We start from the raw sequence: 15,625 nt of genomic DNA on the forward strand, positions 1-15,625 counted from the left end.
CATGCGCCGATTTCCGACAAACCTTAAGTGAGTTCGCGAACGAAACATACGCCACGAATCAACGCTAAGGATTCTTGCACAGATTTGTTTTCAGGGGAAAAAATAGAAACGCCCCGGGGAAGACCCGAGGCGTTGGCAGGTACCCAATGATGCGAACGGACGCCTTAGCGACCGTCAACGGTTCGAAGACCGAACCACTTGTCCTTGACCACTTCGTAGTGCTCTTCGGCACGGTATTCGGCAACCTGCAGGCCCTGATCCTTCACGGTCAGCCGCGCGGCGGCAGCAAGCAGCGAATAGCTCGCAACGACCGCGTCGCGCTGGGCAACGGCCAGAAGTTCCTGTGCCTGAAGCACGTCCTGCTGCGAATCAAGCACGTCGAGTGTTGTACGCTGGCCGACCTTGCGCTCTTCGATCACGCCATCGAGAGCCAGCTTGGCGGCGGAGATCTGCGCCTTGTTGGCGGAGATGCGCGCAATCGCGGCTTCCAGCTGAGCATAGGCGGAGACAATAGTCTGCTGTACCGCCGCACGCGCCGAATCGACGAGGATGCGCTGCTGGCCGAGACGTTCCTTGGCCTGGCGGATCTGGCCGTACTCGGCGCCACCCTGATAGATCGGAACTTCGAGGCGAGCCGTAATGCTCGATGCATTGCTATCGAACTGGCTGGCATTGCCGGTGGTGCGGCCAACCTGGCCCTGCAGCGTCACACCGGGGAGCATCGTGCCTTCCGCCGACTTGACCTGATAACCGGCCGAATCAACGGAGTACTGCGCCGACAGAATGATCGGGCTTTCGCGCAGACCTGTCGCGACGGCCTGATCGAGCGTGCGCGGCAGGGCCTTCGAAGCCGGCGAAGCCTGCTTGATGCCGCGCGGCACATCGCCGACGATCTGTACATAGGTCGCTTCGCTCTGCTTCAACTGAGCGACGGCGACGATAAGCTGCGACTGGGCATTGGCGAGCGAGGCTTCGGCGAGGCTCACGTCCGTTCGGGTACCTTCGCCCACATCGAGACGGGCTTTCGCCGCGTTCACCTGCTCCTGAAGGAAGGCGATGTTCTGCTTGCGGATCGATACGAGCTGCTGGTCGCGCGCGATGTTGGAATAGATGGTCGCGGCCGAAAGGAGAATCGATATCTCGTTGGCGCGCAGCGATTCGCGGGTCGCAAAGACGTTCGATTCAGCGGCGCGCACATTGTTCAGCGTCTGAAAGCCGTCAAACACCATCTGGTTTACGGTGATGCCGACCTGTCCCTGGTGGAGGTCTTCGCTCAGGGTCTTTTCTCTGTCGATGGTCGAAAGCGTTCCGGACGCGAATGCCGCCACCTGGGGGCGAAAGCCGGACTTGGCAATCGGCACGCTCTCGTCGGTCGCCCTGAGGCCGGCCCGCGCGGCGTTCAGGTCAGGGTTGTTTGCGTAGGCTTTGGCCATTGCGCCGAAGATCGTTTCGGCCAGTACTGCGTGCGGTGCAAGCAGCAAGCTTGTCGAAACGGCGGCCAGGAGGGCCGCTTTGCGGACAATCGACACCATTACTTCTCTCTCCGATCGGGGCGGCAGAGCCTGCCCTCTATTTCCGCGGCGCCGCTCTTTTTTTGCAAAAAGCGACCCCAACTAGACACGGCGATGAAGCGCTCACACCGCCCACTGGTGAGCAAATCACTACCACTGCACTCTTTGAAACCCGGAATCAGCATTCCGACAACTGCGCAGCCATACTCTGCGCAGCCATTTCAAAAAGAAACAAGTACCGCGTTGCGAATTGGCAACATTGTTATTTTAGCAACGCAATTAATTGTTGACATCCCTCAATAAGCGGGACCTCAAAAAACAAATTCCTGTGCACGACGGAAGCCGGGAAGCGGCTTGACCGCAGTGTTGAAATCGGGGCGCTCGGACGTCTTTCCGTGCTCGTGCACATAGAGTTTAGCGCGAGAAGCATTGCCAAATCCTTCAACGACGACCAGCCGCCCGCCATCGCGCAGCTGCTCGAACAAAGCGGTCGGCAGGACTTCGACCGAGCCGTGAACGAAGATCACGTCATAGGGTGCCTCGGCGGCATATCCCTTCTCGAGTTCGCCGGTCACGACGGCGATGTTGTCGTAGCCGAGGCGAGACAGCGTTTCCGTCGCGGTGGCGGCGAGGCCTTCATCGCTTTCGAGCGCAACGACCGAACCTGCAACCTGTGACAGCAGTGCGGACGCGTAGCCGGTGCCGCAGCCGATCTCCAGGACGACATCGGACTTGGCGATTTCGGCCAACTGGAGAAGCTTGGCGAGCGGCGACGGCTCCATCAGGAAACGCGGTGCGTTGCCATTGGTAACCTCAAGCGCGATATCCGTGTCGATGTAGGCAAGCTCTTTCATCTTGGCAGGCACGAATTCCTCGCGCGGCACGCTCAGGAACGCGGACAGAACCGAGTGGGACGTGACATCCGTCGTGCGGATCTGGTTGTCCACCATCTTGGTGCGCGCTGCTTCGAAATTCATGGTAGTGCCCTCGTGTCCGGATAGGCGCGGCGCCCGCTTTCGGGCAAGCACGCACGATCGTCTTCTGGCTCCCGTCGGAAAGCCTTTGAGGTAAGCTCATAAATCGGCGCCCGGCCGGTTTCAAGCGATAGCGGCAATCTGCGCCGGAAAAACGGGAGGGAATTGCACTGCGAATGGCGGAGGCAACACGATTGCCGGCCGGGATCAGCGTCCCGGCGCGCCTTCCAGCCCAACGAGGGCAATCTTGGTGTAGCCGGCGTTCTGAATGAGGTTCATCACCGTCATCAGTTCACCGTAGTCGACGGCTTTGTCCGCGCGCAGCAGAACGCGCGTCTCGGTATTGCCTTCGGTCAGGCGCTTCAACTCGTCGGCAAAGCTCTCGCGCGCCGTCTCATCGTTGCCGATCGCCAGAGCCAGATCCGCCTTCAAAGTCACGAAGACCGGCTTGTCGTCCCGCGGAGCCGGCTTTGCGGCCGATTGCGGCAGGTCCACCTTCATGTCCACGGTGGCAAGCGGCGCCGCCACCATGAAAATGATCAACAGCACCAGCATGACGTCGATGAAGGGGGTGACGTTGATCTCGGCGTTTTCATCGAGATCGCCGCCACCGTCGCTGATTTTTCCGGCCATAGGTCACCCGATCCTTGCGATGGTCGTCTCGGTGTGACCGAAGTCCTGGCGGCGCGGCTGCGCCTTGCGGGCCAGGCGATGGTCGAGGTCGCGGCTGACGAGCCGTTCCACGGCCGCCGCGGCATCGGCGAGAATGACCTTGTAGCCACCGACCGAGCGGGCAAAATAGTTGTAGATGACGACGGCCGGGATCGCCGCCACCAGGCCGATAGCGGTCGCCAAAAGCGCCTCCGCGATGCCCGGCGCCACGATCGCCAGATTGGTCGTCTGCGCCTTGCTGATGCCGATGAAGGAATTCATGATCCCCCAGACCGTGCCGAACAGGCCGACGAATGGGCCGACGGAGCCGATCGAGGCCAGGATGCCGGTGCCACTTGTCATGCGCTTACCGGCGCGAACCTCGATGCGGGTCAGAAGCGAGGAAACACGCTCCTTCAGGCCGCCCGTCGGCGCATGGTCGATCACCGCCTCCGAGCGGGCCATTTCGTCGATCGCCGCGGCGACCATTTCGGGCGCCGGTCCCGACTTGCCGTCAAAGGCTCCCTCGACGTCTGCCAGGCCGTTGGCAGCCGACAGCAGGCGAACTGCGCGCGTCAGGCGCGCCTTGGCGCCAAAGAGTTCCAGCAGCTTGACCACAAAGATCGCCCAGGTGGCGACGGACGCCAGCGCAAGGCCAATCATCACGCTCTTCACCACCACGTCGGCGGCCATGAACATGCCAATCGGCGAAAGATCATGCGGCAACACCGGGCTTGCTGCACCCTCGCCCGTTGCCGGCCCGCTTTCCGCCGTCACCGGGGCGCCTTCAACGGTTACCGGAGCCCCCTCGCCCGACGTAGCGGCAGGAGCTTGCAGTGTCGGCTGCGCCTGCGTCGCCGGTTCCGCTGGCGGAACGGTTACGGCCGTGCCCTGACTTTCTGCCGTCGGCGCGGATGCGGACGGCGCCGTTGCTCCGCTTTGCGTACCATTAACCGCGGGTGCCTGCGTCGTCGCTTGGGCCAAGGCGGCCGTTGGCGAAACTGCGGAGGACAGGACCAGCAGCGCGGCTGCCAACAAATTGATCGTCGATCGGGCTCGTCTCGGCATCTCGTTCCTCACGTACTGGTCCATTTCGTCGTGTCAGGGCGAAGGGTTTTCCGTCATCCGCCGCTACCCTTGCGCGCTTCCGGGGCTCTTTAAGCAAAGGAAAACCGAATGACAAGGATTTGTGGAGTTTATCAATCAAGAATAATTTCGCAACCACCCATTGCCGGAACTGGACAGGCGTTTTCAGGGCGTCGGCTGATCTTCGATGAAGGTGTCGCTGCGCCAATCATAGGTGCGATGGCGCTCCCATGGACGGGCAAGCGTCGTGAAAGCCGGCCGGATTTGCATGACGGGTGAGCCCTGCCCTTCCTGCTGCTCCGCCCGGATTTCGATTGCGCCCGTGCGGCGCAGCGTCCGTGCGTCGACGATGCGGGCTCGGCGCGGCGCGCACGCTTCCACATCCACCCGCGCGGCGACCACGATCAGGTCTGCCTGATCGCACAGGGCGGGAAAGAGGCGCGGATTTTCGAGGGTGACGATCGTCCAGCCGATGGCGCTGCGCGCCGCACACCATTGCTTGTCGCGGCAGACAAATCGGCCTGGCCGGCTTGCCTCGATGGCCGATGAAAAATCCACACGGATCGCCGTAGCCTTTTCTCCATCGATCGGTGGAGCTCGTCGGACCGCCTGTTCGATAGCCGGGTAAAGATCATCGGCTGCGGGCGGGAGCGTGATTGGTCGCTCGTGCTCCCCCACGGCGAGCGCCCGTCGCCATTGCGAAAATATGAAGTCCGGCGGGCGCGGGCGGTTCGTTGCGATGGCATCATCCGTGACCAGACCGAGAAGGCGGCCGTCCTCGGCGATCACGATGTCGGGCCGGCTCCCATCTTCCAATGCCAGGCTGAAGAAGCCTGCACAGATCAGCACGATGCCAGAGATTGCCAGCCAACTGCGCAGCACGCAGAGAAAAACACCACCGATCGCGATCAGCACGAAGCCGATGGGTCCGATGCGGCCGGTCACGACCTCGCCATCGAGCGACGTCACGAACCGGGCGACGTCGAGCATCCGATCGAGACCCCACGCCATCGCCATCAAAGGCAGATGCTCAAGCCCGAACGGCATTAGCAGCATGGCGAACAGACCGAAGGGCATGATCACGATGCTGATCAGCGGCATGGTGAGAATGTTTGCGAGCAGGCCATAGGCCGGCAGCCTGTGGAAGTAGGCGATCGAATAGACCGACGTTGCCAGGCCGCCGATGAGCGAGGTGATGAGGATGCCTGCGGCGACGCCGGTGATGAGGCGCCCCTTGGTGCGGCCGCCAGCCGCTTCGGCCTTGCCGGTGCGCCGTTCGCGCCAGCGCCCGTAGCCGGCAACCAGCGCCAGGGTGGCGGCGAAGGACATCTGGAAGCCTGGCCCGGCCACAGCCGAAGGCATGAGAACCACGATGACGATTGCGGCGAGCGCGACGTTGCGCAGGCTGATCGACATGCGGTCGAAAAACACCGCGACCAACATGATCGAGATCATGATCCAGGCGCGAAGTGCCGATACGGCGCCGCCGGAAATGAGGATGTAGAGGCAGACCATCAGCAGCGCACCGGCAGCGGCAACCTTCTTGATCGGCACACGGTGCGCCAGCCCCGGAACCATGCTGAGAGCAGTGCGTGCGCCGATCAGAAACGTGCCGGCTGCCAGCGCCATGTTGAGGCCGGAGATCGCCAGCACATGCGCTAGCCCCGCCTGTCGCAGCACCTCGACCGTCTCCCGGCTGATGGCCCTTTCCTCTGCGGTCACCAGAGCCGCCGCAAGCGCGCCGGTATCGCCGCCGATCGAGGCGCGGATCCTCTCGCCAACCGTTTCCCGCATTGCGGCCATCGTTTTCGCCGCTGCCGAACGCAGCGAGAAAGCCGCCTCGGGCTCTTCGGTCGCCACCTTCTCGGATAGTTTGGGCGCGCCGTAGAAAAACCCGACGGCGCCGATTCCCTTGAAATAGCTGTCGAAGGCGAAATCGTTCAGGCCGGGCAGCGCCGGACCCGAGGGCGGAGACAGCCGCGCCCTGCCCTCGATCATCGCGCCGAGCGGAAACGGCTCTCCGGAGCCCCGCGTCACCAGCGTCGCCTTCAGCGGCTGGCGGCGCAGCTTTGGCCGGCTCGTTTCCTCGATCTCCAGCCCGTAGCGCCAGCGGCCGCGATCGTCCTGCTCGCGCGAAAAGACCACGCCCCGCAGGTTCGTGGTCACCGGAGCGTCGAGAACAACCGTGTCGGTGCACCACGTGTCGATCGCGACCAGCAGCATGCCGCAGATGAAGAGCGTAACCGCAATCAACGGAGCCCTCAAAGGCGCCAGCCGCCACCGACAGGCCAGCGCTGCTATTCCGAAAATGCACAGCAGCACTGCAAGATTGGCAATCCGGATATCGAAGGGCAGCGCCAGCCAGGCGAGCACGCCGAAGATCAAGAACACCGGGATCAACACGAAACCATGACCGAATGCCCGTTCCTCTTCGATCGCGGCGAGGAATGCCGGTTTAAGCGCGGCAGGCCGGAAACGAGCTGCGCGGCCCGCAATTGCTTGCCACGATGGCCGGAGAAACAGGAAGAACCGGCCTCGCGTAGGTAATGTCGCGACGACAACGGCGGCATCGGATTCGGGAAGCCTGAAGCTTCCGCGTTCGACGTCGAGCGACGCTTGCCGCATTTCCGTTTCGCTCATTGCGCCCGCACTTTGGACCCTGACTTCGCGGTCGATCATGCAACCAACGCAGCGCAACTGCAACCGAGGCGCTATCTGCCGAAAAAAGCGGCAAACCTATATAGAATGGTACCGCACCATCATCGGACGAGCTTATTGATCTCTTTGGACTTATTGCCGTAACATGCCATTATTGCGTCGCCATATGCACATTTTCGCATCGCACAATTTGCCTTTCGTACAGCTTGGCAGTCGAAAATAAATCATATAGCAAATTCGCAACGTTCATTGTCGTGGCACGTCTGTGTGCCACGTTGCCATAAGACGGAGGGTCCGATGACTGATAAAACCGCGGTTGTAACACTCGATGGAAAGTCGGCGGATCTTCCGGTGCGATCTGGGTCCATCGGCCCTGACGTCGTGGACATCGGCTCGCTCTACAAGCAGACGAAGATGTTCACCTACGACCCGGGCTTCACGTCGACGGCGTCGTGCGAATCCAAGATCACCTATATCGACGGCGACGAAGGCGTGCTGCTCCACCGCGGCTATCCGATCGAACAGCTCGCCGAGCACGGCGACTTCCTGGAAGTCTGCTACCTGCTGCTTTACGGCGAACTGCCGACGAAGGCGCAGAAGGCTGACTTCGACTACCGCGTCACGCACCACACCATGGTGCACGAGCAGATGTCGCGCTTCTTCACCGGCTTCCGCCGCGACGCACACCCGATGGCCGTCATGTGCGGCTGCGTCGGCGCGCTTTCTGCCTTCTACCACGACTCGACCGACATCACCGATCCGCACCAGCGCATGGTTGCGTCGCTACGCATGATTGCCAAGATGCCGACGATTGCGGCCATGGCCTACAAGTACCACATCGGCCAACCCTTCGTTTACCCGAAGAACGACCTCGACTACGCCTCGAACTTCCTGCGCATGTGCTTTGCCGTTCCCTGCGAAGAATATGTCGTCAACCCGGTTCTGTCGCGCGCCATGGACCGTATCTTCATCCTGCACGCCGACCACGAACAGAACGCTTCGACCTCGACGGTTCGCCTCGCCGGCTCGTCGGGTGCCAACCCGTTCGCCTGCATCGCGGCCGGCATCGCCTGCCTCTGGGGCCCGGCGCACGGCGGCGCCAACGAAGCGGCACTCAACATGCTTGCCGAAATCGGCACGGCCGACCGTATTCCGGAATTCATCGCCCGCGCCAAGGATAAGAACGATCCGTTCCGCCTGATGGGCTTCGGTCACCGCGTCTACAAGAACTACGATCCGCGCGCCAAGATCATGCAGAAGACCACGCATGAAGTGCTCGCCGAACTCGGCCACAAGGACGATCCGCTCCTCGAAGTGGCGATGGAACTCGAACGCATCGCGCTCACCGACGAGTACTTCATCGAGAAGAAGCTCTACCCGAACATCGACTTCTACTCGGGCATCACGCTGAAGGCTCTCGGCTTCCCCACCACCATGTTCACCGTTCTCTTCGCGCTTGCCCGTACCGTCGGCTGGATCGCGCAGTGGAACGAGATGATCGAGGATCCGGAACAGCGCATCGGCCGTCCGCGCCAGCTCTATGTCGGCGCTCCGCAGCGCGACTACGTGCCGGTTTCCAAGCGCTAAGACTGACAATCAGCAGAGACAACAAAGCCCGGTCAGCGATGACCGGGCTTTTGTTTTTGCAGGCTAGGATCGACGTTTCGGACCAGTTGTGGCCGGGTCTCGTAATGGCGGCAACACAACGCCACCCTAGCGCGCACTGTGCACTAGGCACCGTCTTCAGAAGTATTGCGGCAGTCGTGCGCTCGGGCGGCGCTAAGTCTTACGGCTGGCTCTTGTTGAGATAGCCAAAAACGATCTTGGCCGCCATCTCGCCCGGCGGATGATCGGTCGTCATGCGCTGCTGCACCAGCGCGTAACCGTCGAGCATCGAGGCCCGCTGCGCCGTTGCGCCCGAAAGCCGCTCCATCCAGCGCGTCAACGCGCCGGGGCGGATCGATTCGCCGAAATATTCCGGGACGATCGGGAAATCCGCGATCAGGTTCGGCAGCGCGCCACTCCAGATGCGGATGCGCTTGTGCAGGAACTTCACCAGGAAATCCGGCGCATAGGTTGAAACCACGGGCACGCCAGCCAAAGCGAGTTCCAGAATGACCGTACCCGAAGCAGCAATCGCCGCGTCGGCTCGATCGAAGGCCGCCCATTTGTCGGCCGCACCGACGGAAATTTCCGGCTGGATCGTCCAGGATGCGGTAATTTCCCGCACCAGCTTCTCCTGGCGCGGGACGGTCGGGAGCAGGAAGCGAATTCCCGGATGGCGGGCTTCGAGTTCCTCGACTGTCGCGCGGAAGATCGGCAGCAGGCGACCGACCTCGCTGGAGCGCGAGCCCGGCAATAGAAGGCATGTCTCAACACGCCCGTCCTTGGCGCCCGCAAGGCGCGGCTGGCGGCTTGCGCGAACGGCGAGCACATTGGCGTCGCTTGCAAGGCGATGGCCGACATAAGTGGTCGGGGGGCCTTGCAGCCGCTCCATCGCCTCCGGCTCGAACGGCAAGACGGCGAGCACGTGATCGACGTAGCCGCGCATGCGCGGTGCTCGCTCCGGCTTCCAGGCCCAGACGCTCGGGCAGACGTAGTTGATGACGGGCAGATCCGGCAATGCGGCGCGCACTTTTCGCGCCACGCGGTGGGTGAAATCCGGGCTATCAATGATCAGAAGCGCGTCGGGTCGGGCTGCGATGATCGCCTTTGCCGTTTGGCGAATACGCATGATCAGCTTCGGCAGACGGGCGAGCACCTGGGTGAAGCCCATGATCGACAGTTCGGAATAGTCGAACAACGAGCGAAGGCCCTCGGCCTCCAGCGCCTCGCCGCCGACCCCGACGAGTTCGACGTCAGAATGGCTTTGCGCCCGAAGCGCGCGGACGAGATCGGCACCCAGAAGGTCGCCGGAAACTTCACCCGCGATCACTGCGAGCTTGTAACGTGGCGCGTTCATCGTCTGATACCTCCGGAAGTGCGCTCCACTCCGGCGACAAAAAGCCCCGCTTGATCGGCGACCTTGACCACTTCGCTACGTTCCAGCACCAGCGCCCGTCCGGCTTCGACGGCAACACCGGCAAGACCGGCCCGCTCGGCAAGCGCGATGGTGGACGGGCCGATCGACGGCAGGTCCGCGCGCAGATCCTGCCCGGGCTTGCAAAGTTTGACGAGAACGCCGCGCCGGCGCGAAGAGACGCGCCCCTCCGCCTTCAAGACAGCGACACGCTCCAGCATGGCGTCCGTGCCCTCCGCGCCCTCGAGCGCTACGACACGCCCGCCGACCGCAACCGCCCCCTGCCCCACGTCGAGCGCGCCGAGCGCGTTGGCCGCAGCGATGCCCGCTTCTATGTCGCGTTGGTCGTCACCGTCAGGGTTCACAGCACCGATGGGGCCTGATTCGGCCAGGAGATTGGGTACCACCTCGTGCACGCCGATGACGTGCGCGCCGCTTGCCTCGATCAGCTGCATCGCCATGCGCAGAACCGCATCGTCCCCGCCCGAGACCAAGGTCTTCAGCACTGACGGTATCTTTGCGAGGGTCCGCAACGTCGGGCGGATATCGCGCCACTCCGGCCGACGCCGAACCCACCCGGACAAGACGACGCGGTCGATGCCCTCTTCTTTGAATGTGCGGCTGATATTGGCGAAATCGCCGATCGCCAGAACCGAATGGTCAAAATCGACCCAATCGGTTTCTTCCGCTTCACGCGTGAGCGCGATGATGTAGGGATCTTCGCCGCGTGCACGAACCGCTTCGGCAACGTGATGAGGCAGCGCGCCGCCACCAGCGATGATTGCGAGCCGGCCGCTGGTCGCCGCGCGGCTCGCAGCAGAAGACATCACGGTCAGGCCTTGCCGCGTTGCGGCGAAGATAGCGCGCGGTCGCTCTCGGCGCCGATGAAATCGAGGATTTCCATGACCGGCGCGCAATCCATATAGTCTTCGCGAATCGCTGCGGCATTGGCGCGGATCGATTCCGGCCCTTCGAAGATCTGCTTGTAGGCCCGGCGAACCACATGGATCGTTGCACGATCGATGCCAGCCCGGCTCATGCCGACGACATTCAGACCGCTCAGCAGACCGGGATTGCCGTTGAGCATGCCATAGGGAATGACGTCGTAGCTGACAGCCGACAGACCGCCGACAAAGGCCTGACGGCCGACGCGGGTGAACTGGTGGACCGCACAGCCGCCGCCGAGAATGACGCGATCTTCGACCGTGACGTGGCCCGCCAGCATCACATTGTTGGACAGGATGATGTTGCTGCCGAGGCGGCAATCATGCGCCACGTGCGAGTTGGCGAGAAAGAGATTGTTATCGCCGACGACCGTCTTACCGCCATGCTCGACGGTACCGGTGTTCATCGTCACGCCTTCACGGATCGTGCAATTGGCGCCGATCAGAAGCTCGGTATCGACGGCACTGTGATGAACGCTTTGGGAGTCACCGCCGATAACGGCGTTCGGGAAAATCTTCGTTCCCTTGCCGACGGTCGTCCGGCCGATCACCACGACATGGCTGAGAAGCTCGATATCGTCGCCCAGAACGACTTTCGGCCCGATGTAGCAAAACGGGCCGATCTTGACGTTCTCGCCGATCACAGCACCGCTCTCGACGATCGAGGACGGGTGGATCTTCGCAGATGCTGCAATCATGTTCAGGCGTCTTCCTTGCTGACTATCATCGCGCCGATATCAGCTTCTGCGACAAGTTGCCCGTCAACTTTTGCGTCACAGTGAAATTTCCAGATATTGCCGCGCTGCTTCTGCTTCACGACATGGAATTCGACGCGATCTCCGGGCACGACCGGCTTGCGGAAACGGGCATTGTCGATGGTCATGAAATAGACCAGGTTCGTGCCGGTTCCCACCTTGCGGGCGCAGATCGCGCCGGCGGTCTGCGCCATGCCCTCGACCAGCAGGACGCCCGGCATGATCGGCTGCTCCGGGAAGTGGCCGGTGAAATGCGGCTCGTTCGCCGAAACGTTCTTGATGCCGATCGCCGAATTGTCGCCGTCGATCTCGATGATGCGATCGACGAGCAGAAATGGGTAGCGATGGGGAAGCAGTTTCAGGATTTCCTGAATATCCGCCGTGCCGAGAACCGTTGCTGCTTCACTCATTCGCGCCGCCCTTCTTCTTTTTCTGTCTTTCCTCTGCCCGCATGGCCATTTCCGCAACGTCGCGCAGGAAATCACGCATCGGGCGCGCTGGAATACCGCCGTACCGTTCGCCGGCGGGAACATCAGCCGCCACGCCGCTCATGGCGGCGATCTGGACGCCATCACCAACGGTGATATGGCCATTGACGCCGCTGCCGCCGCCGATCATGACGCCATCGCCGATCTTTGTGCTGCCGGCGATGCCGACCCCGCTGACGATGCCGCAATAGCGACCAATGCGCACGTTGTGACCGATCTGAACGAGATTGTCGATCTTCGTACCCTCGCCGATCACTGTGTCATCCATCGTGCCACGGTCGATGGTCGTATTCGCGCCGATCTCGACATGATCCTGAATGATCACCCGTCCGACCTGAACGATCTTGATCATCCCGCCTTTCGGACCCGGCGCATAGCCGAAGCCGTCCTGACCGATGCGAGCGCCGGGGTGAATGATCACGCTGTTGCCGACGAGAGCGCAAAGCACGCTTGCACCTGCGGCAATCGTGCACTCGCGACCGATGCGCACGCCTGGGCCGATGACCGCGCCGGCCGCGATCCGCGTGCCGCGGCCGATCTCGGCGCCGGCACCAACCACAGCCGTCGGTTCGACCTCGACATCGTCCTCAAGCCGCGCCGTCGGATCCACGAACGCCCCAGGGGCGATGCCGCGCAGGCTCGTATTGCGTGCCGGACGCATCGCAATCTCGTGCAACAACGTGCCAGCAAGCGCAAAGGCCGTGTGCGGCCGAGCTGTCAAAAGGACGGGAATATGTGCAGGGATGAGAGACGAAATCGTCTTATCGCAAATGATTGCCGATGCCTCACACGTTTCGAGTTCGGCGCGGCTCTTGCGAGACAACATATAGCAGACGTCACCGGGCTTTGCCCGATAGACCGGCGCTACGGAGCAGACGGCGCGGTCAGCGACCGCGACATCAACCAACTCCGCCCCAATTCGATCCGCCAGGTCGCCCAGGCGGATCCCATCGTGGGGCGGAAAAAACCAGTTCTGTTCCATGTACACTCCAGAACGATCTTCTGGCAGTTCTGGACTGCTTCTTATCAGAACGACGAGGAAATACCGAACTTCAAGTTCTGAACCTTGTCGAAATCTTCCTTGGCGATCGGCCATGCGTAGTCGACGCGCAGCGGACCGAAGGGCGAAGCCCAGATCAGACCAACACCGACCGATGCACGCAGCGACGAGTTGTTGCCCTGCACGGTCTCGCCCGGGGCCATCTTGACCTGGTTGCTGTAAAGCGTGCCGGCATCAGCGAAGACCGCACCGCGGAAGCCGCTGTCACGCGGGATACCCGGAAGCGGGAACGTCGCCTCGGCCGAAGCCGTGAAGTAGGTCGTACCGCCGAGCGCATCGCCCGTTGCCTTGTCCCGAGGACCAACACCGTTACGCTCGAAGCCACGGATGTCGCTGGTGCCGAGCTGGAACTGGTCGAAGACCTGCAGATCGCTACCGGTTTCGAAGATATGGCCGGCGCTACCGCCGAGCGAAGCGATGATGTCGGCTTCGTCGTTAACGGTGTAGTACCACTTGGCCTTACCGGTCATCTTGTAGAAGTCGGAGTCACCACCGAGGCCGGCGAATTCATGCGTGAAGGTCGCGAGAATGCCGTCATGCGGCAGCTGCGCATCGTCGAGCGTGTTGTACGTGATCGACTGCGACACCGACGAACGAACCCAGTTGCCACCCTCGACCGCGCGAACGTACGGCGAAGAAAGCTTCGCGACGTTACCGCTATAGTCGAACTGCGTGAAATTGTAACGCAGCGTCGTCGACAGGTTCTCTGTGATCGGCGCGGTCACGCGCAGGCTGAAGCCTTGATCTTCGTAGCTGTAGTTGTCGTCATCGAAGTCGTTTTCGTTCTTGAAGACGTCGAAGCCTGCAGCCAGACGGTAGCCAAGGAAATACGGTTCGGTGAACGAAACGTTGTACGTGCGGCTTTCGTCGCCACGACCAGCGGCGACGCGGATGTACTGACCGCGACCGAGGAAGTTCTTCTCTTCGATCGAAGCTTCGACGAGGAAGCCACCACCGCTGCCGGCGGAGTAACCTGCACCGATACCGAACGAACCGGTCGACTGATCCTGTACGTCGACGATTACGACAACACGGTCAGCGGCGCTGCCCGGAGCGGTCGAAACGTTGACGCTCGAGAAGTAACCGAGAGCCTCGAGACGACGCTTGGCGCGCGCTACCATTTCCTGGTTGAAGGCGTCGCCTTCACCCATGTCGAACTCGCGACGGATAACATAATCGCGGGTACGGGTGTTGCCGCGGATTTCGATACGCTCGACATAGGCACGCTCGCCCTGGTCGACGAGGTAGTCGACGGCGATCGTGTGGTTGCCGAGATCGCGGTTGCCGCGAGGCGTGACGCGAGCGAACGGGTAGCCAGCCGAAGCGACGCGCTTCGAGATCTCGGTCATCGTCGCCTGAACGTCCTTGGCCTTGTAGACCGAACCCTGACGGCTGACGATAAGCCCCTTCAGTTCTTCGGCGTTGATGCCCTCAACGGTCGATTCGACGTTGACGGAACCAAAGTCGTAGCGCGGACCTTCTTCGACGGTGATCGTCACCGTGTATTCGTTGGTCGCTTCATTCAAGGTCGCATCCGAGGTAACGACCTGGAAGTCGGCGTAGCCGCGGTTGTAGTAGAACTGACGCAACAGTTCTTCGTCCGCGCGCAGCTTGTCGGGATTGTAGACGTCCTTCCGCGTAATGAAGGAGAAAATGCCCGATTCCTTCGTCGCGATGACCGACTGCAGACGACCGTCGCTGTAGGCTTCGTTGCCGACGAAGTTGATCTGAGAAATCTTGGTGCGCTCGCCTTCGTTGATGACGAACGCGAGGTTGACGCGACCTTCGGCGACAGGAACGACCTGCGTCGTCACCGTGACATCGCCACGACCGATCGCCGCATAGGCGTCCTTGATCGACTGGATGTCCGTCTCGACCGTCGCTTCGCTGTAAGGACCGAGCGGCTGCGTGCGCACAACGCCCTGCAGCTTGTCGTCCTTGATCTTGCGGTTGCCGTTGAAGACGACCTGGTTGACAAGCTGATTCTCGCTGACGCTGACGACCAGCGTGCCGCCGGAAACGTTGATGCTGACGTCGGAGAAGTAGCCGGTCGCATACAGGCGCTTCACGGAAGCGTCGATGTCGGTGTTGTTGAAGCTCTTGCCCGGAACGATCGTGATGTTGGCGCGAACCGTTTCAGCGCTGACGCGCGTGGCGCCGCGCACTTCGACACGATTGATGACCGCAGCTTCTGCAACGGACGTGCCTGCGAGCAACCCAACACCAGCGCCGGAAACAACAATGCTTGTTGACAGCGCAGCCGCCGACACCGCGTTCAAAAACCTTGAACCAGCTTTCATGTTCAAATCTTACCTTTTCCAAACGTCGCGCGGCAGTTTCGTGCCGACTCCGGTCACGGTTGCCGTTTTAACCGCTTTTCCCATACAAGCAAGCCAGCTCGTTAATTTCTGTTTACTTCAATTCGAACCGTGGCTTAACGGCCACTACAGCTTCGATTTATCGTAAACAAAACCTTTCG

The 15,625-nt window shown here is 61.7% G+C and carries 13 protein-coding genes; 2 read left to right on the forward strand and 11 right to left on the reverse strand.

Features of this window, described 5'->3' with window-relative positions:
* Positions 1–164: 164 nt before the first annotated feature.
* The 5 genes from IB272_RS11130 to IB272_RS11150 all read right to left on the reverse strand — a co-directional run bounded on the left by IB272_RS11130 (position 165) and on the right by IB272_RS11150 (position 6,862).
* On the reverse strand, positions 165–1,532 hold the full coding sequence (locus IB272_RS11130; protein WP_034796676.1) for a TolC family outer membrane protein: 1,368 nt from the start codon (positions 1,530–1,532) through the stop codon (positions 165–167).
* Positions 1,533–1,822: 290 nt separating this feature from the next.
* Positions 1,823–2,488, reverse strand: coding sequence for a protein-L-isoaspartate O-methyltransferase (locus IB272_RS11135; protein WP_060583185.1), 666 nt, complete (start codon positions 2,486–2,488; stop codon positions 1,823–1,825).
* Between the two features lie 204 nt (positions 2,489–2,692).
* A complete protein-coding gene (gene exbD, locus IB272_RS11140; RefSeq protein ID WP_034796684.1) occupies positions 2,693–3,118 on the reverse strand; it encodes a TonB system transport protein ExbD in 426 nt (141 codons plus the stop codon).
* 3 nt (positions 3,119–3,121) lie between these two features.
* Positions 3,122–4,204: a tonB-system energizer ExbB gene (exbB, locus tag IB272_RS11145; RefSeq protein WP_060583204.1), complete on the reverse strand. Its 1,083-nt coding sequence runs from the start codon at positions 4,202–4,204 to the stop codon at positions 3,122–3,124.
* A gap of 183 nt (positions 4,205–4,387) precedes the next feature.
* Positions 4,388–6,862, reverse strand: coding sequence for a ComEC/Rec2 family competence protein (locus IB272_RS11150; RefSeq protein ID WP_060583203.1), 2,475 nt, complete (start codon positions 6,860–6,862; stop codon positions 4,388–4,390).
* A gap of 315 nt (positions 6,863–7,177) precedes the next feature.
* On the opposite strand from IB272_RS11150, the gene gltA reads away from it, so the two are divergent.
* Positions 7,178–8,467 (forward strand): citrate synthase, encoded by a 1,290-nt coding sequence (gltA, locus tag IB272_RS11155; protein ID WP_034796688.1) that lies wholly within the window; start codon positions 7,178–7,180, stop codon positions 8,465–8,467.
* A 199-nt stretch (positions 8,468–8,666) separates the two neighbouring features.
* Here the strand turns inward: gltA and lpxB are convergent, their stop codons facing one another.
* Genes lpxB through bamA form a run of 6 tightly spaced genes read right to left on the reverse strand, consistent with a single transcriptional unit; the run spans position 8,667 to position 15,446 of the window.
* Positions 8,667–9,842 (reverse strand): lipid-A-disaccharide synthase, encoded by a 1,176-nt coding sequence (lpxB, locus tag IB272_RS11160; protein WP_060585273.1) that lies wholly within the window; start codon positions 9,840–9,842, stop codon positions 8,667–8,669.
* Positions 9,839–10,726 carry an LpxI family protein gene (locus tag IB272_RS11165; protein WP_060585276.1) on the reverse strand — a complete coding sequence of 296 codons (888 nt, stop codon included), beginning with the start codon at positions 10,724–10,726 and terminating at the stop codon, positions 9,839–9,841. The genes lpxB and IB272_RS11165 overlap by 4 nt, the downstream gene beginning before the upstream one ends.
* A gap of 5 nt (positions 10,727–10,731) precedes the next feature.
* Positions 10,732–11,547, reverse strand: coding sequence for an acyl-ACP--UDP-N-acetylglucosamine O-acyltransferase (lpxA, locus tag IB272_RS11170; RefSeq protein ID WP_060585280.1), 816 nt, complete (start codon positions 11,545–11,547; stop codon positions 10,732–10,734).
* Complete coding sequence (gene fabZ, locus IB272_RS11175; RefSeq protein ID WP_034796695.1) at positions 11,544–12,008, reverse strand: 3-hydroxyacyl-ACP dehydratase FabZ; 465 nt, start codon at positions 12,006–12,008, stop codon at positions 11,544–11,546. Before fabZ ends, lpxA begins: the two co-directional genes overlap by 4 nt.
* On the reverse strand, positions 12,001–13,068 hold the full coding sequence (gene lpxD / locus IB272_RS11180; protein ID WP_060585283.1) for a UDP-3-O-(3-hydroxymyristoyl)glucosamine N-acyltransferase: 1,068 nt from the start codon (positions 13,066–13,068) through the stop codon (positions 12,001–12,003). The genes fabZ and lpxD overlap by 8 nt, the downstream gene beginning before the upstream one ends.
* A 44-nt stretch (positions 13,069–13,112) precedes the next feature.
* Complete coding sequence (gene bamA, locus IB272_RS11185; RefSeq protein ID WP_060585286.1) at positions 13,113–15,446, reverse strand: outer membrane protein assembly factor BamA; 2,334 nt, start codon at positions 15,444–15,446, stop codon at positions 13,113–13,115.
* Here bamA and IB272_RS11190 point away from each other — a divergent pair.
* Positions 15,388–15,612 (forward strand): hypothetical protein, encoded by a 225-nt coding sequence (locus IB272_RS11190; RefSeq protein ID WP_162251000.1) that lies wholly within the window; start codon positions 15,388–15,390, stop codon positions 15,610–15,612. The two genes, bamA and IB272_RS11190, sit on opposite strands and share 59 nt — an antisense overlap.
* Positions 15,613–15,625 lie beyond the last annotated feature (13 nt).

It is taken from the genome of Ensifer sp. ENS08 (assembly GCF_014852195.1).
GTDB lineage: Bacteria > Pseudomonadota > Alphaproteobacteria > Rhizobiales > Rhizobiaceae > Ensifer > Ensifer adhaerens.